Genomic DNA, 20,759 nt, shown 5'->3' with positions numbered 1-20,759 from the left:
ACATTGCGAAACAAAATATAAGGAGAGATGAAAAATGAGTGTAAACCCTATTGAGTTGTATGGTACAAACGTGTTTAATGAAGCGGAAATGAAGAAAAGACTACCAAAGGCAGTTTTTAAGGAAGTTAAGAAAACGATGGAAAGCGGTCAAGCATTAAGTGATTCAATTGCTGACATCGTTGCAAATGCTATGAAAGAATGGGCAGTGGAAAGAGGTGCTACGCACTTTACGCACTGGTTCCAACCAATGACTGGTTTTACTGCAGAAAAACATGATTCATTTATTTCTCCTACAGGTGACGGCAAAGCAATTATGGAGTTCTCAGGTAAAGAACTCATAAAAGGAGAACCGGATGCATCGTCTTTCCCATCAGGTGGTTTACGTGTTACCTTTGAAGCTCGAGGTTATACTGCTTGGGATAGTACATCACCTGCATTTTTAAAAGAAGATTCTACAGGCTTGACACTATGTATCCCGACTGCGTTCGTTTCTTATAATGGAGAAGCTTTAGATAAAAAGACTCCACTGCTTCGTTCTATGGAGGCGTTAAATAAACAAGCATTAAGGGTTTTAAAAACTTTTGGAAGCTCAGCTAAGCGAGTAAACAGCACAGTCGGAGCAGAGCAGGAATATTTCTTAATTGATAAAGGGTTATTTAAAAACCGTAAAGACCTAGTATTGTCAGGGCGAACACTATTTGGTGCTAAGCCAGCAAAGGGTCAGGATTTAGATGATCATTACTTTGGGGCAATTAAAGAGCGTATTGCAGCATATATGAATGAATTGGATAGAGAATTATGGAAGTTAGGCGTAACCTCTAAGACGAAACATAACGAGGTAGCACCTGCTCAGCATGAGATGGCACCTTTGTTCACAACAACAAATGTGGCTACTGATCACAATCAATTAGTAATGGAGATATTACAAAAGGTAGCAAATCGTCATGGTTTAGCGTGCTTGCTCCATGAAAAACCGTTTGCTGGAGTGAATGGTTCTGGTAAACACAATAACTGGTCAATGGCAACTGATGAAGGTCAAAACCTATTAGAACCAGGCACTAACCCACATGAGAACATGCAATTCTTAGTATTCTTGTGTGCAGTAGTTAGAGCAGTTGATAAATACCAAGATTTATTACGCGTGTCTGCTGCTAATGCAGGAAACGATCACCGCTTGGGTGCAAATGAAGCACCACCAGCTATTATATCGATATTCTTAGGCGATCAGCTTACTGATATTTTAGAGCAAATTAAAGACGGTGGGTTAACTAACTCAAAGCAGGGCGGAGAATTAAAAGTTGGAGTTTCTACACTGCCGCCATTACCACGTGATAACACAGACCGTAATAGAACATCACCTTTTGCCTTTACTGGAAACAAATTTGAATTCCGTATGGTTGGGTCATCTGCATCAATCGCAGGACCGAATATTGTACTAAATACAATAGTTGCTGAAGTGTTAGCTGAAATTGCTGATGAATTAGAGTCTGCAATAGATTTAACAGCTAAGGTGGAGGAAATTCTTAAGAAAATTGTTGCTGATCACGAGCGTATTATCTTTAATGGTGATGGATACTCGGATGAGTGGGTTGTGGAAGCTGAGAAGCGTGGATTATCTAATCTTCGTACAACTCCAGATGCACTTCCGAAGTTAATCTCGGAACAAGCTTTAGAGGTGTTTGAGAAGCATGGGGTATTTAGTAAGACTGAGCTTATATCTCGTTTTGAAATCATGATGGAGCAATACTGTAAAGTGATTAACATTGAAGCAAATGCAATGCTTGAAATAGCAAAGAGACAGATTATTCCTGCGGGAATCAAGTTTACTACAGAGGTTGCGACCTCTATAAATGCTATAAAAGCTACTGGCATAGATGCTAATACAACTGCTCAAGGTGCGTTGTTAGCTGCAGCTTCTGGACTTGTAGCAACAATTTCAGAGAATGTAGTTACGTTAGAAGAAGCAGTAGCTAAAGCGGAAGATTTAGAAGGTGACTCGAAGGCCCATGGTAGTTTCTATGGAGATAAAGTAGTTGCTGCTATGAGTGCGCTACGTGAGTCTGCTGACGAACTAGAAAAGATTGTAGATTCTTCAATCTGGCCATTCCCGACATACACAGAATTACTTTATAACATTCAGTAAAAGTATAGAAAAAGCCACATAGCACATAAAACGTGCTAAAAAAACAGACTAAATATATAGACTAAACAGATAGACTAAGAGGTAGCAGTCGGATTAAACCGATTTGCTACCTCTTTTAGTATCTCTAATTAGCTATAATCGCCCTTAGAGCTTTAACTTTTCCTGCCACTTAGATACTTCCTTTTCGACTTCTTCCTTGGTTTTACCGTACATTTCTTGAATTTTCCCTACAAGCTGATCGCGCTTTCCGTCAATTTGATCAAGTTGGTCATTCGTTAATTTACCCCATTGTTCCTTAGCTTTGCCTCGTAGCTGTTTCCATTTACCTTTGAATTGGTCTTTATTCATAGTAAGTGCACCTCTCTTTTTATAGTAATCTATCTACTTATATTATATCGGAAAACAATTATTTTTGTCTTTTTAAGCTGCAAAATTACAAATTAAGTTAGCTGCCTATTGACAATATACGCAAAGCAATATATAGTACATTACATCAGTAGTGCACTATAGCTCGAAGTTGCTAATAGGGAGGTGCAAGTAGTGATACTAAATACCGAAGGGTTGGAGCCAATTTATGTGCAAATAGCGAATTGGCTAGAGACAGAAATATTACGGGGAAACCTTAAAGATGATGAAAAGGTTTACTCACAATATCAGCTGGCGGATATGTTCAATATTAATCCAGCTACGGCCGCAAAGGGATTAACAATGCTAGCAGAGGAAGAAATACTATATAAAAAGCGAGGACTAGGTATGTTCGTATCACCCAATGCTAAGAAACAGATTCGCAACAAACGGATTGAAAAAACACTCAAACAGCTGGTTTCAGACATCGTAGTTGAAGCAAAGCGTTTAGAAGTCTCAGAAGAAGAATTGATTAGCATGATAAAAAACATTAACAACAATGGGGGTGCATAAAACATGAAAATTGTACAATGTAATCAGCTTACAAAGATATTTGGAAAACATAAGGCACTTGATAATTTATCTTTTTCTATCAGTGAACAAAAAATTACTGGACTTATAGGTAGAAATGGTGCAGGCAAAACAACGCTACTGAAAATTCTTGCTGGATTTCATCATAAAAGCGCAGGTGATATTAAGGTGCTTGGTGAACAACCATTTAACAATCTAAAGGTAGCAGCTAATATGATTTTTGTTGATGATAAAATGACTTTTCCTGCAGCTTTGCGCCTTGGAGATATCATAGAATCAGCTAGTAAGTTTTATCCAAACTGGGATGATGGTTTAGCAATTGGATTGTTCGACTATTTTGGATTGAATGCAGATCAAAGCCATCAAAACCTATCTAAGGGCATGAAAAGCACCTTTAATTTAATTATCGGCATTGCTTCCCGGTGTCCTCTAACGATACTAGATGAACCAACAACAGGAATGGACGCTGCAGTAAGAAAGGATTTTTATCGTGCGATGCTTAAGGATTACCTAGCTCATCCGCGAACTATGATTCTCTCAAGTCATTTATTAAATGAGATAGAAGATTTAATAGAGGATGTTTTACTAATCCGTGAAGGCCAGTTATGCTTGCATATGCCTGTTGACGAGCTAAAGGAATATGCTGTTGGTTTAACGGGAAGCAGTCAACAATTAGAGGTGTATCTTGGAGGTAGAGATACATTCTATCGTGAGACCATTGGAACGGATACAACATATGTAGTAGTGTATAACAATCTGACTGAAGCAGAGCTAGCTAAACTTAAATCCGAAGGAATTAAGATATCTGCCGTTTCTACAAATGACATCTGCGTCTATCTGACACAAAAGAACAAGGGAGGTATTGATGATGTCTTTAATCGCAGCTAATGCTCAAGAGCTTACAAAAAAACAATACCTTTATAAGTTGAAGGCATATATGGGACTTTTGTTTTCAATGATTCTTGTACAATTAGTAGGTTTGTTGTTTTCCTTCGGTGGTGTAGGCGATATGCGAACCCATTCCGATGGCATAGTGATGGGCGTTAAAACTTACTCTGGGGATATTATTATCATCTTTACGTTTATATGGGCTTTTGTTATAGCGATTCTATTTACTACAACAACGTATAGAGATATCGACTTTACCCTAGTATCAAATCGTTTAACGAGCAATTTATCGAATATTGGATATTTATTAACGATTTCTCTAGCTGGTGGAATTGGGGCTATGCTATTAACCTTTGTGCTAAAAATAATAGTATTCTTCATGCGCGGGGCTGAAAACTTAACGATTCAGAACTTCTTCCTAACGCCATATGAACTTGTAATTGGTATCCTAGCTGTAACTTTTTATATGATTTTAGTTATGAGTATAGGATATTTCTTTGGTATGATTGCTCAAATCAATAGAATTTTTGTCGTATTAATACCAACCTTTATATTTGGTGGGATGCTTTACGAGGCACGCTTGAAATCACCAGATAACAGTATTGTAGTAAGCGTTGTACAGTTTTTTGTTCAAGAAAGTTCATTTGCAGTTTTTGTTCTGAAGGTATTAATGACAGCTGCGGTGTTTTTTGCTTGTGCTACTCTACTGTCTGACCGTCTGGAGGTGCGAAAATAATGGCTTTAATCATGCCAATCTTTTTGATTGTTATATTTATCGCTGCATTATTTCTAATTCGATTTTCTGTTAATAATATGGGAGGGTTTAACTTCGAACGGGTACGTTGGCTGTTGGCTGGATATACAGTACTGTTACTAATTGCTATAGCTATATTCTATATGCTACCTAAAGATCAATTTATACAACAGGATATTATCAGTGGGTCCGAACTCGCAAGTGAAGAATATTATTCACATAACTTTTACGAAATTGCTAAGCAAGGAAAGCTTGAGGAATCTGAAGGTATAATTCGTAATGGTCAATGGAGTTTTGATTATAATGATGACTTGCTAAGAATTACTGACTCCCAAGGTATGCCTGCAAATGTATGGATTATGGCAGAGAGGAGTGAAGATTTAGAAGGTGAGATTCAGATCTATAGCTATACAACAAGAACAATATTACGCGGTATAGATTTAACTGAGGACATTAAGGCGCCAAATGTAAGGATTGAAGGTAATCGTTTAATAATTCAAGAAGCATTGCCGTATGAATTATATTTTGCAAACTTTAAGCAGGAATATGTGATTGGACAATTCCTTACATCATCACCATTGGTAGATACTAATTATAATGCTAACAGGGCAATTTTTGGATCTAGGATGTTGTTGGTGAAAGTACCAGCAAATTTAGAAGTGGAGCACGGTGAATATGGAATAGAATTTATTAACTAGTTCAGCTATTAATAGACTACTATCTAGTTAATCTCTCGAAGACTACTATAATTTTGCAAAATACTAATAGAGTATTGTCTTACTTTGTACTATAATGGTGGCAGATAGGTTGTAATAGGGACGGGAAGTGAAGGCTATCAGCTACAAAGTAAAATTGATTGTGATTGTATATATTGTTATCACTATTGTATTTGCAGTTTGGTATGCATCTGAGTTAAATCCAGCATTAAAGAATCAAATAACTGAAGCGGAAAAACAACACATGGATGCCCGTAGTCAAGAGCTCCTATTTATTGGCGACGAGGCATATCCCCCTTTTTCCTATGTTGGAAATAGGGGGTATTCGGGTTATGAAGCGGACCTGCTTTACTACCTTAAGCAGATATTAGATATTGAAGTTCGTTATCAACAGATGAATTGGACGGAAGCACTTAGCTTGTTAGAAGCAGGGGAGTCAGTTGTAATCACTGGAATGAAAATCACTGACGATAGGCAAGAGAGATTCCTTTACACTAACCCATACTTAATTACGACTCAAGCACTTGTTTATCGGCACGATTTAGGTGAAATATCCTTAGAGGATTTACAAGATTTAGAGGTCATAGTTCAAGAAAATTCCGTAACCCATACTTTGGCAAAAAGCTGGAATGCTGGAGTTATACACACAGTTAAAGATCCCATTGAAGGCCTAGAATTATTGGTGAATGGAGTTGGAGACGTATGGATAGAGAATCAAATGACTGCCTTATATTTTTTGCGGCTACATACGCAGGATCAATACTATTCGGTAAGTGCGATAGAGGAGTCTACAGGATATTATGCGATGGCTTTACCAAAAGGCCAAAAAAACACGCGAGATATTCTCAATAAAGCGCTTTATCAGCTTGAACAAAATGGCACAATAGCAGTTTTAGATAATAAATGGTTTGGTATTGTAGGTTACAGAACATATTCAGAGAAATCGTTTTGGTATTATGCTGCTGTGGTGGGGCATATTCTATTAACAGCAACATTCATCTTTTATCTGTGGAACAAATCACTACACCATCAACTAGCGAAGCGTACAGATGATCTCAAAGAAACGAATAAACTACTAGATCAAGAAAGAAAAAATATTCAGAGCTTACTTGAAGGCATTACTAGAGCATTCTCAGCAACAATAGATTATAGGGATTATTATACAGGAGACCACAGTCGTCGTGTTACCAGTATAAGTGTGCTAATTGCAAATGAATTAGGGTTGTCTGAGGAGGAAATATTTGAAACGTATATTGGTGCTTTACTTCACGATATTGGTAAAGTAGGGATTCCAGATCATATATTAAACAAAGCAGGTGCTTTGACGGATGAGGAATATTATGAGATAAAACAGCACCCAGTTATAGGGGCAAATATATTAGCAGAAATTCAGTCCTACAAAACTATTAAAGCTGCTGTTCTATACCACCACGAGCGATGGGATGGAAACATTATGCCGCCATATGCTGCATATCCAGGTTTGCTTAAGGGTGAAGAAATACCGTTAGTTGCAAGAATAATTGCTGTCGCAGATGCCTTTGATGCAATGACGACTGATCGCCCATATAGAAAGGCAATGAGTGTAGAAGTGGCTACAAATCGAATCAAAGCGGAATCTGGGAAACAGTTTGATCCTAAGGTTGTAGAGTGTTTTATGAGAATCCTTTCTTACATTGACATTAATGACATATTAAATAGTTATAAGTCTATAACTAAGCAAGATTAAGATAGCTTAAGGAGAATTAAGGAAAATGAGGGGGTGTCGCAAAACTAATTAACTAGCTTTGCGACACCCCCTATGGTTAATGGCAATCGTCAGGTGTAGTTATACTAATGCGATAGCTTCAATTTCTACCAATACATCCTTAGGTAAGCGCGCAACTTCTACGCAGCTTCGTGCTGGAAACGGTTCGTTGAAAAACGAGCCGTAAATCTCATTTATTTTAGGAAAATCGTTCATGTCCTTTATGAATATTGTACATTTAACTACCTTTTCCATGCTTGTGCCAGCTTGCTCAAGAATCGCTTTTACATTATTTAAGCATTGCTTAGTTTGCTCCTGCACGTCATCACTTATAAGCTGACCTTCAGATGTGAACGGTATCTGGCCACTTGTGAACACCATTCCATTAACTTTTACAGCCTGGGAGTAAGGTCCAATTGCTGGTGCTGCCTGTTTCGTATTAATAATTTCCATAATAAATTCTCTCCTTAATAATTATTGTGTTATTCAACATTATATATCTTTTACTGCAGCTTAACTATTGATAGTATGCATACTAGCTATTGATAGGCTGTAGTTTAATTATTGATTGGCTGCAGTCTGGCTGTGAAGTGCCTTAATATCTCTGGCTCGTATGAGAATTCTAGACCTTTAAGCTGGTTAGCATAATTGCTTACGGCAATCAATCCATCAGCGATAACATCCATATGAGAGGCTGTATATGTTCTGCGTGGGATTGTTAATCGCAACAATTCAAAGGGCGACTCTAAATTTTCACCTGTATCAGGGTCGCGGCCGAGCAGTAGCGAGCCAATCTCGACGGAACGAACTCCTGACTCTAGGTACAGGGCGTTGGCTAATACCTGTCCAGGGAATTGATAATAAGGAATATGTGGTAGCATTTTCTTCGCATCGACGAACACCGCATGTCCACCAGTTGGCTTCTGATAAGGGACTCCTCCCTCATCCAGTCTATCACCTAAGTATTTCACTTGGCTGATACGATAATCTAGGTAATCTTCGTCAATGCTTTCAACTAAACCCCTAGCTAGTGCTTCGATATCTCTACCAGCTAACCCTCCGTATGTAGGGAAGCCCTCATAAGGTACAGTCCGTGACTGACAGATTCTGAATAACTCTTCATTATCTTTGAAAGCTAGAATACCACCAATATTCACTAATGGATCTTTCTTTGCACTCATGGTAAAGCAATCAGCGTAGCTAAACATTTCTTTAACAATTTCCTTAATCGACTTTTGTCCATAACCTTGCTCGCGCTGTTTAATAAAATAGGCATTTTCTGCGTATCTAGCGGCATCCATAACTACAGGAATGTTGTGTTTCTTTGCTAATTGACTGGTCTTACGGATGTTTTCCATGGAAACTGGTTGTCCGCCTGCACTATTACATGTAACTGTGATAACAACCATGCCTATTTTATCTGCACCATTTTCAGTGATAAATGCTTCCACTTCATCTAAATCAAAGTTGCCCTTGAATGGGGATTCAATATGGGTTTCAAAGGCTTCACTTGTTAAAATATTGATAACTCTACCTCCAGCCAATTCTACATGAGCTTTTGTCGTGTCGAAATGGAAATTACTAATGGAGTATGGCTTGTCCTCTGTTAATAATACAGGGAATAATACCTGTTCTGCGCCCCTACCCTGGTGAGTTGGAATTGTATAATTGTAACCAAAAAGATCTTTTACGTTGTCAACTAGATGGTAATAGTTCTTACTACCTGCGTATGCTTCATCCCCTAACATCAAGCCTGCCCACTGGTAATCACTCATTGCACCAGTCCCACTATCCGTTAGTAAATCAATATAAACCTCTTCAGAGCGCAAGCTAAACAGATTATAGCCTGCCCGCTTTAATGCAATTTCCCTTTCTTCTCTAGAAATCATTTTTATAGGCTCGACCATTTTAATGCGAAATGGTTCTGGTTTCGGTCTTTGTACCATAGACAACCTCCTTATTGATAGTTGGAAATTTCTTTACTTAGCTTCTTAATTAGAAGTGTACTAATACGTATAGAATTAGCTTATAACTGGCAAATAATGCATAGATATCTATGATTATATAGTATTATAATAATGCGAATAAGCAAGTTTAAATCTTAACAACTATAGAGAAAATTATAATACGGAAAAAAATTAAAACAGATAAAAGGAAGAACTAATTTCATCAAGAAGATATAATTAAGCTAAACAAATTTGGAAGGGGCAAATGCATATGAAAATTGTTGTATTAGATGGCTATACATTAAATCCAGGCGATTTATCCTGGGGAGGATTTGAAAAATTAGGAGAATTAACTGTACATGACCGAATTAGCTACAATCCAGCAGATACTGAAAAAATAGTTGATCAAGCCAAAGATGCCGAAGCAATTTTAACAAATAAGACACCGATTACGAAGGAAATGCTAAATCTATTACCAAATCTCAAGTATATAGGTGTACTGGCTACTGGCTACAATGTAATAGATATAGAAGCAGCCAAAGATCGTGGCATTGTTGTTTCAAATATACCTGGTTATGGAACTGACGCTGTGGCACAGATGGTATTTGCTTTATTACTTGAGGTTTGTAATCATGTTGGTGCTCACGGTGAAGCGGTACGAAATGGTGAATGGACTAATCATAAAGACTGGTGTTTTTGGCATCATCCATTAATCGAGCTAGCAAATAAAACATTAGGGTTAATTGGCTATGGAAGCATCGGTCAAGCCACGGCAAAAATTGCCCAAGCTTTTGGTATGAACGTAGTCGTACATACACGCACACCTAAACCAGAGCTAGAAAATGAGCGGTTGAAATTCGTGGGACTTGATGAATTGTTCGCTCAATCCGATGTTATTAGCCTTCACTGTCCACTTACAGAAAACAATAAAGGGATGATTAATAAAAGCTCGATTGCTAAGATGAAAGACGGAGTAATTATTATAAACACAGCTCGTGGCCCACTAATCAATGAAGCAAACTTAGCTGAAGCCCTTAACAGCGGAAAGGTATTAGGAGCTGCAGTAGACGTTGTGTCGGTCGAACCAATGCAAGCAGATAACCCGTTATTAACGGCAAAGAATAGCATTATTACACCACATATCGCCTGGGCACCTAAGGAAGCTAGGGAGCGCCTCATGAATATGGCTGTCGATAACTTGCATGCATTTATCTCAGGTAAGCCTGTTAATATAGTGAATCCATAGCTTAAATCAGTAGAAATAAGTTTGCAAATCTAATATAGTCAATTTATATTTGTGAATCATGCTTGGTGGAGGGGAGTTCTAATGATTCCTGAGCGAATTCTCATTATAGAGGATGAAAAAATATTAGTAAAAGGATTGACAAGAAGCCTCGAACAAGAGGGCTTCTTTGTTGATGCTGCCCATGACGGTGAAGAAGGTTTTCAGAAATGGAAGTCTGGAAAGCATGATTTAATCATACTTGATTTGATGCTACCTAAGCTGGACGGAGTTTCATTATTTCGAGAAATTCGTAAGTTTTCTGATATACCAGTAATTATGCTCACGGCTAAGGATGAAGAAATCGACAAGATTGTTGGCCTCGAGCTAGGGGCTGATGACTATATGACTAAACCATTCAATACAAGGGAACTGATTGCCCGAATGAGGGGAATACTGCGCCGAGCGAGAAAGAATATAGAGGCAGAAAGTACCCGGACAAACCAGCAGCTGACTAGACATAATATCACAATTGACTATATCGGTCGTCGTGTTTTAAGAGACAATAAAGAAATTAATGTGACACCTAAAGAGTTTGATATTTTGCAATTACTAAGTAAAAATCCGGGTCGCGTCTATTCAAGAGAAACAATCTTTGAACTGGTATGGGGTGAACCATGCTATGATACGCGAACTGTTGATGTTCATGTGAAAAATATCAGAGAAAAATTAAAGGATAAAAATCAACTTATTCTAACCAAATGGGGCGTTGGGTATTATATCAGTAAGGATGAGGCATAATGCGGATATCCATTAAATTAAAACTGTTAATAACCTATATCATTCTATTAGGACTGCCGTTATGGTTTATTTACTATTTATCAGTTGAACAAACAGAGCAGGCGATTTTTCAAGAAGTAGAAATGAATGTCTTGAAAGCTTCTAATGTACTAGCAAACATCAGTATAGAACAAGAAACTGATGTATTAAATATAAGGCAGCTTGCTACACAATATAGCAACTCAGTAGACGCTCGCTTTCTTATCTTGAATCATAATAGGGAAGTAATAGTAGATAGTGCTTTCCTGCTAGAAGGTAATATTATTAATAACAATGAAATTCGAAGCGCATTAGAACGACGTGAGGGTATAGGTTATTACTCACAAGTAGATAAGCAAATTTTGCAAATCGCTGTACCTGTTATACAGGAAGTTAGTGGTGCTAGGCAGGTTAATGGAGTAGTATTTGCGTCGAAGGACGTTACACCGTTATTTACCCAGCTAGCGGAGTACAAAGGCTCATTATTCAGAATTGTAATGGCGGCCAGTGTAATCGGTTTTCTAATAGCAATAGTAGGCAGTATTACCTTAGCAAGGCCGATTGAAAAGCTATCAAAAAGCGCGCAAGCACTTGGAAAAGGAAAGCTCGGTGTTACCGTAGATATACGACGTAATGACGAGATAGGGCAGCTAGCTAATAATTTTAATAAAATGAGCAAAGAACTAGAACGTATCGATAAAGGTCGAACACAATTTATTGGTGATGTTTCCCATGAGCTTAAAACTCCACTGGCTTCTATAAAAAGCTTAATTGATGCCATCAGCCATGGAGAAAGGGATATGTCTCTTGTTGATGAGTATTTGCGAGATATCGATGGCCAAATTGACCGCATGAACCACTTAATCAAAGAAATTCTTACATTGACTAAGCTAGAAGAGCGCGGACTTCAGAAATCAACGGTATCTCTAGAAGAGTCCCTTGATGAGGCAATACAAATTGTCAAACCAATCGCTGAGCAGCAAAACATCACAATTATAAAAGAATTGGAAACTGACTTTCAAATTGATTGCGATCCATTAAGAATTATCGATGTCTGGGTCAATGTTATAGATAATGCGATTAAATACTCGGATACTCAAAAGCTGGACAGATGGATACGCATTTACGCAGAAAACACGCAAAAAGGATTGCGTATAAATATATCTGATAATGGTATCGGTATAAAGCCAGAGCACCTTGAACAAATATTTGAAAAGTTCTATCGCGTAGAAACCTCTAGATCGAGGGAGTTAGGCGGCGCAGGTATAGGATTGTCAATCGTAAAGAGGATTATAGAGCTGCACAATTGGGATATTGATGTGAAAAGCCAGTATGGGAAAGGTACAACATTCATCATAACAATTAGAGATTCTTACTTTTTTCTTTAGAATTTCTTTACAAATATTGTTTATAGTATGTAATAACAATACGAAAGGAGTGTAACAAAATGAAATTAAATATTAGCAAACAAATACGTACAACTATGTATCTTATATTCATCACTATGATAAGTTTAATGATTCTAGTAGCATGTGGAGATAACGGTGCTGAACCAGCACCAAACGGAGGGGAAACTCCAGGAGTTGAAAATGGCACAGTAGACAATGGTGGCGTTGGAGATGAAATCAATGGAGAGAATGGAACAAATGGCGATACTATCGTAGATCCAACACCTGACGTGGAAACAAAGACAGTAACAATCTACTTTATCAATAATGAATATGTAGTAACTGGAAACCCAGAGCTTGAAGCTGTAATTCCAGTTGAGGTGCAGGTCAACATTGGAGCAAAATCACTAGTTGAGCGAGTTGTTGAAAAACTTCAGCAAGAGCCAGAGGATACTAACCTAATGACAGAACTAGACAGGCTCACAATCCTTAGTGTTGAGAGTGCAAATGATACAGCGTTTGTAAACTTCTCTAGAGAAGGGTTAAATGGTGGATCTATGCAGGAAGGCCTTGTGTTAACTCAATTAGTAAATACATTAACAGATTTAGAAGGTATCAATAAAGTTCAAATCCTGGTTGAAGGTAGTAAAGCGGAGACTCTAATGGGTCACTACATGATTGACGAGCCACTTATTAGAGAATAGAGGTCTAAATAAATACAATAGTGCAACACACATTGAATTAAAAGAGGTGTATGGCAACGATATTGATTTTTGATATCGAGCCATCACTTCTTTTAATATGGCAACCAAACCCAAATTGGGAGCATAAGAGAGCATATGAAGGTATCTTTATGGATTCTAAATTGCATCTAAACTCAGCTTGACTGAGGCCGTAATAGACTAAATAAGCCTAGCTTAACCCATTTGAGATGGACAACTTACCTATAATACACTTATATATATCTATTGTTTATAGCAATGCAGATAGATATATAGATTAAACAAAGGGGAGAATCAAGAATTATGCTAAAAACTAAAAAAGGCTTTCTCGTACTCACTGCAATATTAGCGTTATCGTTCGTAGTGATGGTTGGTTGCGGAGCACAGGATGATGCAGAGCAATTAACGGTAGTTGGAAGTGGGGGATATCCACCATTTAACTTCTATGAAGGTGACGATGTGGTAGGATTTGATGTTGATACTGGCGCTGCGATTGCAGAGCGTATGGGAGTAGAGCTAAATTATGTTACCTCTGATTGGGATGGTCTGATTGAAGGACTACGTGCGGGACGATATGACGGCATTCTTGGGAGTATGGCAATTACAGACGATCGTCTAGAAGTGGTTAATTTCACAATTCCGTATTACTATTCTGGGGCGCAGTTAGTTGTGCGTGAAGACTCTGGGATTACGAATCCAGCTGATATGGACGGGAAAGTAATTGGAGTTGTTACTGGAACTACATTTGAAGATGACGCCCTTGAACTAGGCGCTGAGGTTAGACTTTATCAGGATGATAACCAAACACTTATGGAGTTAATCAATGGACGTATTGATGGAGTAATTACAGACAGATTGGTTGCCTTAGGTGGAATGGAGCAAATTTCTGGTGGAGAACAACTGACATTAGCTGGAGAGTTATTACGCCTAGAGGAAATGGCTATTGCTGTTAATAAAAACGATGAAGAGTTATTAGAAGAACTCAACCAAATACTTCAAGAGATGCACCAAGATGGAACCTTAACGTCTATTAGCCAAAAATGGCACAACGGTGAGGATATTACAGTAAAATAACGGCTCAATAAACTGGCACAGCTCTTGTAGGTTTATCTATGAAGGGCTGTGTTTTTCTTTCTTAATGTATGTTCAAAGGTAGTGAACTTTTTTAATAATATAACGGACGGTGAAATTATGGAAACACCACGAAAGACAAGATTGCAAACAATATTATCTAATATTAAAGCAAACAGAAAATCTATTATCGGGGTTATTTTATTTAATATATTGCTTGTATTTATTTGGAGAAAAATGAATGTGCAAGTACCATGGGACTTTACAGTGGTTCCAGAATTCCTACCACTTTTTAGAATGGCAGCGATAGCTACTCTACAGATTACGACATTTGGTATTTTATTTGGCTTGGTTCTAGGATTAATCGTAGGTTTAATGCGGACTTCGAAAATATGGTTTTTAGACTGGCCAGCGCGCTTTTATATCTTTATCATACGCGGAACTCCATTATTACTACAGATTTTCATTATTTACTATGGACTAGCGTCCGTTGTTGATATTCCGAGCTATCCTGCAGCTATTATTGCCCTAGGTGTACACAACGCGGCCTACATTGCTGAAATTTTCCGTGGTTCTATCACTTCGGTAGACCGTGGACAGCGGGAAGCTGCCCTTTCCCTTGGTATGACATCCTGGCAGTCAATGAAACGGATTATTCTACCACAGGCTGTAAAACGCTCTGTACCTCCACTTGGCAACCAGTTTATTATTGCCTTAAAGGATTCATCCCTAGCAAGTACAATTGCCGTTGCTGAGCTGTTATTACGTGCAAGACAACTAGCGTCGTCAAACTTTATGATGATGGAGATGCTTGTAGTAGCAGCCGTCTACTATTTAATTATGACGAGCGTGTTTACGTATATAGTAGGTAAGGTTGAGCATCGCATGAGTATCAGTGACCATAGACAGTAATGGGAGGCAGAATAATATGAAAAACATGATAGAAATAAAAGATTTATATAAATGGTATGGTGATGTCAAAGTTTTAAAGGGTGTCGACCTTACAGTTAAAGAGAGTGAAGTTGTCGTTATTATAGGAGCCAGTGGATCAGGGAAAAGCACATTGCTACGTTGCGTCAACTTTCTAGAGCGTCCGCAAAAAGGCACAATAACTATAGATGGCAAAACAATTAATCCTAAGGGCAAAGATTTACACCTGCTTCGGCAGGAAGTCGGGATGGTATTCCAGCACTTTAATCTCTTTCCTCATATGACCGTGCTAGGTAATGTCATGGAGGGCCTGACCCAAGTAAAGAAAATACCGCGGTCTGAGGCAGAACAAGAAGCGAGAGCAATGCTAGATAAGGTAGGCCTCTTAGATAAAGCAGATGTGTATCCTTCTGTTATCTCAGGTGGACAGAAACAGCGTGTCGCGATTGCTAGGGCACTAGCCATGCACCCAAAGGTAATGCTGTTTGATGAGCCTACGTCAGCATTAGATCCGGAGCTTGTTGGCGGTGTACTGCAGGTTATGAAAGACTTAGCCATCGAAGGAATGACGATGATGGTCGTAACCCATGAAATGGGTTTTGCTAGGGAGGTTGCTGATCGGGTAGTCTATGTTGATGAAGGAATTATAGTAGAGGAAGGTACACCTGAGCAAATATTTAACAATCCACAGCACGAACGTACAAAAGAGTTCTTGAGCCAAATATTCTAACTAATGTTATAAGTAGAAGTCAGTTATCAAAATTACATGGTAATTGGCTTCTTTTTTGCGGTATTATTATATAATAAAGAAAACTTAGTTCAGTATAACTGAGATAGAGTTATGTTTTTTATTTGGGGAGGTACTATCTATGTCAAGTACAGCAACAATAGCACTAATTATTATCATTGTTTTTATTGGTACAGTAATAGCATTTTTATATAACCAGTTTGTAGCCTTAAGGCAACGTGTACACAATGCTTGGGCTCAAATAGACGTAGAGCTGAAGCGGAGGTACAATCTAGTCCCTAACTTAGTTGAGACAGTTAAGGCCTACGCTAGCCATGAACGAGAAACACTAGAAAATGTCACAAAAGCTAGAACCAACGCTTTAGCGGCAGATGACATAAATGAGCAAGCAGGTGCAGAGAATATGTTAGCAAGCACATTGAAGACTCTGTTTGCTGTTGCAGAGAACTACCCTGATTTAAAGGCTGACGAGAACTTTCGCAAGCTACAGCAGGAGTTAATTAACACAGAAAGTAAAATTAGCTTTGCTCGTCAGTTCTATAACGATACAGTTCAAAAATACAATACAAAGATTGAGATGTTTCCCCATAATCTATTAGCGGGTTTGTTCCAGTTTCAATCGGCACAATACTTTAACATAAGCGAAGATAGCGGCGCCCGTCAGGTAGTAAACGTAAATCTTGATAGATAGATGATTTTGGAGGGTCGAGTATGTATAGATATAAATGGTTACTACAGTTAACAATTATAGTTGCGATAGCTATGTTTACTTTGCTAAGTTTTGCTGAGCATGCTGAGGCTCGCTCATATAGCTTTCCTGAGTTAAATATAGAAGCAGAGATATTAGAAGATGGATCTATGCTCGTGACAGAAGAGCGGACTGCTAACTTTAATGGGAGTTTCTATGGTCTTTATCAATGGATATACACGCAGCCTGGTGAAGAAATTGTAGATATCATTGTGTTAGAAAACGGCCAGCCCTATGAATTTAATCCAGGAACCGAATTTGGGCCTCCAGGTACATATTTAGTTGACAGTCAACCTGAGTCCGTCTATATTGATTGGAGTTTTGAGGCGACGGATGAACAACGCACATTCACATTACAATATAGAGTGCTTAATGTTGTTAGGGTTCATGAGGATGTGGCTGAGCTCTACTACCAGTTTATTGGAGATGACTGGGAGGTTGGTGTTGAGCAGGTAGAGATTAACCTGAAATTGCCTGAAGGCGCGCAGGAAAACGATATCCGTGCATGGGGACACGGTCCACTTCACGGCAATGTGACAATCAATAATACACAGCTTGTAACGTGGGATATAGATAGATTATCAGCTAGAGCATCTTTAACGGGGAGAGTTACATTCCCAGTTGAACTTGTTCCAGCAGCAACCAACAAGACAGGCGAACTGGCATTACCATTAATTTTAGAGCAGGAGCAAAAATGGGCCGACGAAGCCAATAAGCGAAGAGAGCAAGCTAGGGTGAATTGGATTCTCGTACCAATCATTTTTATAACAGGATTGGTGTACAGCATAATAATGTGGTCTCGTCATGGGAAAGCCTATAAAGCGTCATTTGAGGGAGATTATTACCGTGAGCTTCCTGGTGCATACACACCTGCTGAGCTAGGCTGCTTATGGCGCTTTGATAACGTAAGGGCAGAGGATTTTACAGCTACTATTATGGATTTGGCTCGACGAGGCTACTTTAGTATTGAAGAAACGACTAGGGATGTTAAGGGGCTATTCCGTACAACAGAGGCAATTGATTACAAGCTAACATTACACCCCTCTAAATCAATAAAAGATACTGATTTACTTGACCATGAACAGAGGGTGCTACAGCTATTATTCGAAGATGTAGCAACGGATAATAAAACAGTCACCTTTCATGAGCTAGAAACCTATTCGGAAAAGCATGATAAAGCGTTCATGAAGTTTTGGGATGCATGGAAAAAGAAAGTTCAAAAACAGGCGAGAAGCCACCGTTTTTTCGAAGCGCCTTCTTCAGGTAATGTAGGAAAGCACGCAATTGCTGGAGTGGTTGGCTTTATATTAGGTATTATAATAATGATTTGGCAGATAGCTATAGACGGTCAGTTCATTGCTGCTTCTATAGCACTAATAATCGCAAGTGTTATTTATATTATAAGCTTAATCTTTCACCAACGCAGGTCGCGTGAAGGGCAGGAGCAGTATGTGAAATGGCAAGCCTTTAGACGATTTTTGCAGCATTTTTCAAATATGGATCGTCATGACATTCCATCATTGGTGGTTTGGGAGCATTATTTAGTGTATGCGATTCCACTCGGTGTCGCTAAGAAGGTTATTGAGCAACTACAGCTTGTTTACCCGAATTTACAGCAAGACAACTACCGCTTCGGGCATGGCTGGTACTACTACAACGTACATGCAATGAATCAGGCAAGTCTAGGTAACAACATCGACAATATGACTACCACCATAAGTCAAAGTGTCCAGAAATCCATCAGCACAGCTACGAGTCAAACGTCTTCGGGCTCCGGAGGCGGCGGCGGATTCTCTGGCGGTGGAGGCGGAGGCTTTAGTGGTGGAGGCGGCGGCGGAGCTCGCTAGAAACATTATAGTTGGAGGCGATTAGATATGGAAATTCAGAAATACAGGAGAGTTAAAAGCATAGTTACGGGCGATACTCAACATGATGGCGCTGGAGTTAAATTGGTACGTGTACTTGGTCGACCGACTGTATATGATTTTGATCCATTTTTAATGCTAGACGCATTTGATTCCTTGAACCCTGATGATTATACTAAAGGTTTTCCGTGGCACCCACACAGAGGCATTGAAACTGTAACTTATCTAATCTCTGGTAAGATTGAGCACGGCGACAGTCTGGGTAATAAAGGGGTAATAACAGACGGTGATTGCCAATGGATGACAGCTGGCAACGGTATAATACATCAAGAAATGCCAAAACCTTCAGAGCGAATGCTCGGAGTGCAGCTTTGGCTGAACTTACCGAAAAAAGATAAAATGACAGAGCCAAAATATAACGATATTACTTCTGAAATAATACCTACGGTAGAAGAGGAAAATAGCATTATTAAGGTCTTGTCAGGTAACTACAAAGGCATCAACGGTGCTATGAAAGCAGACTATGTGGATATGCAATTTCTTGATGTTAAGTTAGCTGCAGATAGTACTTGGTCGATGGAAACGGATAACGATAAAACGCTATTTATCTATATTGTCGAAGGGTCAGCGTTTTTCGAAGAGGAGAAGATTGATAGCAAACGTGCAGTTCTTTTTGAAGCTGGTGAAAAATTTGTTGTCCGAAGTTCTAACCAGGGAATTCGCTTATTACTATTTGCTGCTAAGCCCTTGAAAGAGCCAATTGCCTGGGGTGGGCCAATTGTTATGAATACAGACGATGAATTAAAGCAAGCTTTTGCAGAGATTGATCAAGGAACGTTTATAAATCATGCAAAGACTGAACAGCAGAAAAAGGGGAATGACGTACATGAGGAATATTATAAAGGATAATGAAAAGAATGAGTTTGTATCAGGTCATAATTTTTGTGAAGTTATTGATCGCGCAAACACAAATACGATGAAATGGAATTGTAAAAGTATTTTTGGGGAGGATGATGTGCTGCCTTTTTGGGTAGCTGATATGGATTTTAAAAGTCCTCAGCCTGTCATAGATTCATTAGCAAATCGCGCAGAGCATGGAATATATGGCTATACACTACCTGGACGGTCTTATAAAGAGTCGATTACAAACTGGATTACCAATCGTCATAACTGGGAGGTAAATCAAGACTGGATTTTAACATTACCGACATTGATTTATGGGATTACACTTATAATGCGTACATTCTCTAATGTAGGTGACCAGATTGTAATTCAACAGCCAGTTTATCATCCCTTTGCCAGGATTGTGAATTCTAATCAACGAGAGCTATCGGTCAATGAATTAGTATACGAGAATGGAAGCTATAAAATTGATTTTGATGATTTAGAACAAAGGCTAGCAAATCCGAAGACAAAAATATTCTTGTTATGCAGTCCTCATAATCCAGTTGGACGGGTATGGACTAAAGATGAACTTAAACAAATGGGTGAGCTATGTCTAAAGCACGATGTATTCATTATCTCAGATGAAATTCATTGGGATTTAGTGTTTGCTGATTACAAACATATACCAACGGCTTCAATTAGTGAAGAGATTGCTAACATCACCTTTACATGCACAGCTCCTACGAAAACCTTTAATCTGGCAGGACTACATATATCTAACCTAATAATTTCATGTAAACAAAAGCGTAAACAAATAATTACTGAAATTAATAACGCTGGACTCAATGACAATAACATTTTTGGCTTAATTGCATTAGAGGCAGCGTACACACACGGTGAACGATGGCTAGTTGATTTAATGGTATATCTGCATAGGAATTTACAGTTAATTGAGCAGCACGTACAAGCAAATTGGCCTGCAGTTAAGCTTGTACAGCTAGAAGGAACGTACCTAGCGTGGTTAGATATAAAATCAACGGGTGCAAGTGACGAAGAGATTCAAAAACGCTTAGTAAAGGAAGCTAAGGTAGCGTTACATATGGGAAGCACCTTCGGGCAGGGTGGAGAAGGTTTTCTGCGCATGAACTTCGCTTGCCCACACAGTATGCTAAAGATAGGGCTACAAAGAATGGATAAAGTGCTAAAGTAATATACAGTATACTAAGGCAATATA

At 38.7% G+C, this 20,759-nt stretch carries 20 protein-coding genes; 17 read left to right on the top strand and 3 right to left on the bottom strand.

From position 1 onward, the window contains the following. Nucleotides 1-34: 34 nt before the first annotated feature. Complete coding sequence (locus BHF68_RS10645; protein WP_069643627.1) at nt 35-2,143, top strand: glutamine synthetase III family protein; 2,109 nt, start codon at nt 35-37, stop codon at nt 2,141-2,143. 144 nt (nt 2,144-2,287) lie between these two features. On the opposite strand, the gene BHF68_RS10640 is transcribed toward BHF68_RS10645, so the two are convergent. Then, a complete protein-coding gene (locus BHF68_RS10640) occupies nt 2,288-2,491 on the bottom strand; it encodes a CsbD family protein (protein ID WP_069643626.1) in 204 nt (67 codons plus the stop codon). A 192-nt stretch (nt 2,492-2,683) separates the two neighbouring features. On the opposite strand from BHF68_RS10640, the gene BHF68_RS10635 reads away from it, so the two are divergent. The 5 genes from BHF68_RS10635 to BHF68_RS10615 all read left to right on the top strand — a co-directional run bounded on the left by BHF68_RS10635 (nt 2,684) and on the right by BHF68_RS10615 (nt 7,163). Continuing rightward, entirely contained in the window at nt 2,684-3,061 is a 378-nt protein-coding gene (locus tag BHF68_RS10635; protein WP_069643625.1) for a GntR family transcriptional regulator, read from the top strand. 3 nt (nt 3,062-3,064) lie between these two features. After that, nucleotides 3,065-3,967 (top strand): ABC transporter ATP-binding protein, encoded by a 903-nt coding sequence (locus tag BHF68_RS10630; RefSeq protein ID WP_069643624.1) that lies wholly within the window; start codon nt 3,065-3,067, stop codon nt 3,965-3,967. Next, complete coding sequence (locus BHF68_RS10625; RefSeq protein WP_141706269.1) at nt 3,945-4,703, top strand: hypothetical protein; 759 nt, start codon at nt 3,945-3,947, stop codon at nt 4,701-4,703. Before BHF68_RS10630 ends, BHF68_RS10625 begins: the two co-directional genes overlap by 23 nt. Next, on the top strand, nt 4,703-5,419 hold the full coding sequence (locus tag BHF68_RS10620; protein ID WP_069643622.1) for a hypothetical protein: 717 nt from the start codon (nt 4,703-4,705) through the stop codon (nt 5,417-5,419). Before BHF68_RS10625 ends, BHF68_RS10620 begins: the two co-directional genes overlap by 1 nt. 127 nt (nt 5,420-5,546) lie before the next feature. Next, nucleotides 5,547-7,163: an HD domain-containing phosphohydrolase gene (locus BHF68_RS10615; RefSeq protein ID WP_069643621.1), complete on the top strand. Its 1,617-nt coding sequence runs from the start codon at nt 5,547-5,549 to the stop codon at nt 7,161-7,163. Nucleotides 7,164-7,262: 99 nt separating this feature from the next. Here BHF68_RS10615 and BHF68_RS10610 read toward each other — a convergent pair whose 3' ends face one another. Next, on the bottom strand, nt 7,263-7,634 hold the full coding sequence (locus tag BHF68_RS10610; protein ID WP_069643620.1) for a RidA family protein: 372 nt from the start codon (nt 7,632-7,634) through the stop codon (nt 7,263-7,265). A 104-nt stretch (nt 7,635-7,738) separates the two neighbouring features. Next, nucleotides 7,739-9,127: a tryptophanase gene (locus BHF68_RS10605; RefSeq protein ID WP_069643619.1), complete on the bottom strand. Its 1,389-nt coding sequence runs from the start codon at nt 9,125-9,127 to the stop codon at nt 7,739-7,741. 271 nt (nt 9,128-9,398) lie between these two features. On the opposite strand from BHF68_RS10605, the gene BHF68_RS10600 reads away from it, so the two are divergent. From BHF68_RS10600 to BHF68_RS10550, 11 genes are all read left to right on the top strand, one after another. Continuing rightward, a complete protein-coding gene (locus BHF68_RS10600) occupies nt 9,399-10,373 on the top strand; it encodes a D-2-hydroxyacid dehydrogenase (RefSeq protein ID WP_069643618.1) in 975 nt (324 codons plus the stop codon). An 81-nt stretch (nt 10,374-10,454) separates the two neighbouring features. Beyond that, the gene (locus tag BHF68_RS10595) at nt 10,455-11,150 is read left to right on the top strand and encodes a response regulator transcription factor (protein WP_069643617.1); all 696 of its coding nucleotides are present in this window, start codon (nt 10,455-10,457) and stop codon (nt 11,148-11,150) included. After that, nucleotides 11,150-12,556 carry a sensor histidine kinase gene (locus tag BHF68_RS10590; RefSeq protein WP_069643616.1) on the top strand — a complete coding sequence of 469 codons (1,407 nt, stop codon included), beginning with the start codon at nt 11,150-11,152 and terminating at the stop codon, nt 12,554-12,556. Before BHF68_RS10595 ends, BHF68_RS10590 begins: the two co-directional genes overlap by 1 nt. A gap of 59 nt (nt 12,557-12,615) precedes the next feature. Continuing rightward, nucleotides 12,616-13,260 (top strand): GerMN domain-containing protein, encoded by a 645-nt coding sequence (locus BHF68_RS10585; RefSeq protein WP_069643615.1) that lies wholly within the window; start codon nt 12,616-12,618, stop codon nt 13,258-13,260. A 321-nt stretch (nt 13,261-13,581) separates the two neighbouring features. Beyond that, nucleotides 13,582-14,352, top strand: a complete 771-nt coding sequence (locus BHF68_RS10580) for an ABC transporter substrate-binding protein (RefSeq protein ID WP_069643614.1) — start codon at nt 13,582-13,584, stop codon at nt 14,350-14,352. Nucleotides 14,353-14,586: 234 nt separating this feature from the next. Then, the gene (locus BHF68_RS10575) at nt 14,587-15,261 is read left to right on the top strand and encodes an amino acid ABC transporter permease (RefSeq protein ID WP_069643667.1); all 675 of its coding nucleotides are present in this window, start codon (nt 14,587-14,589) and stop codon (nt 15,259-15,261) included. Nucleotides 15,262-15,286: 25 nt separating this feature from the next. Continuing rightward, a complete protein-coding gene (locus BHF68_RS10570) occupies nt 15,287-16,009 on the top strand; it encodes an amino acid ABC transporter ATP-binding protein (protein WP_069643666.1) in 723 nt (240 codons plus the stop codon). A gap of 139 nt (nt 16,010-16,148) precedes the next feature. Next, nucleotides 16,149-16,718 (top strand): LemA family protein, encoded by a 570-nt coding sequence (locus BHF68_RS10565; protein ID WP_069643613.1) that lies wholly within the window; start codon nt 16,149-16,151, stop codon nt 16,716-16,718. A gap of 20 nt (nt 16,719-16,738) precedes the next feature. Beyond that, nucleotides 16,739-18,622, top strand: a complete 1,884-nt coding sequence (locus tag BHF68_RS15390; RefSeq protein WP_069643612.1) for a DUF2207 domain-containing protein — start codon at nt 16,739-16,741, stop codon at nt 18,620-18,622. Nucleotides 18,623-18,649: 27 nt separating this feature from the next. Continuing rightward, complete coding sequence (locus BHF68_RS10555; RefSeq protein ID WP_069643611.1) at nt 18,650-19,549, top strand: pirin family protein; 900 nt, start codon at nt 18,650-18,652, stop codon at nt 19,547-19,549. After that, on the top strand, nt 19,527-20,735 hold the full coding sequence (locus tag BHF68_RS10550; protein WP_069643610.1) for a MalY/PatB family protein: 1,209 nt from the start codon (nt 19,527-19,529) through the stop codon (nt 20,733-20,735). Before BHF68_RS10555 ends, BHF68_RS10550 begins: the two co-directional genes overlap by 23 nt. Nucleotides 20,736-20,759: the final 24 nt, after the last annotated feature.

Origin of the sequence: Desulfuribacillus alkaliarsenatis (assembly GCF_001730225.1) — a bacterium.
In the GTDB taxonomy this organism is placed as follows: domain Bacteria; phylum Bacillota; class Bacilli; order Desulfuribacillales; family Desulfuribacillaceae; genus Desulfuribacillus; species Desulfuribacillus alkaliarsenatis.
Note: the sequence above shows the minus strand (reverse complement) of the source record. Positions and strands in the feature narration are given on the sequence as shown.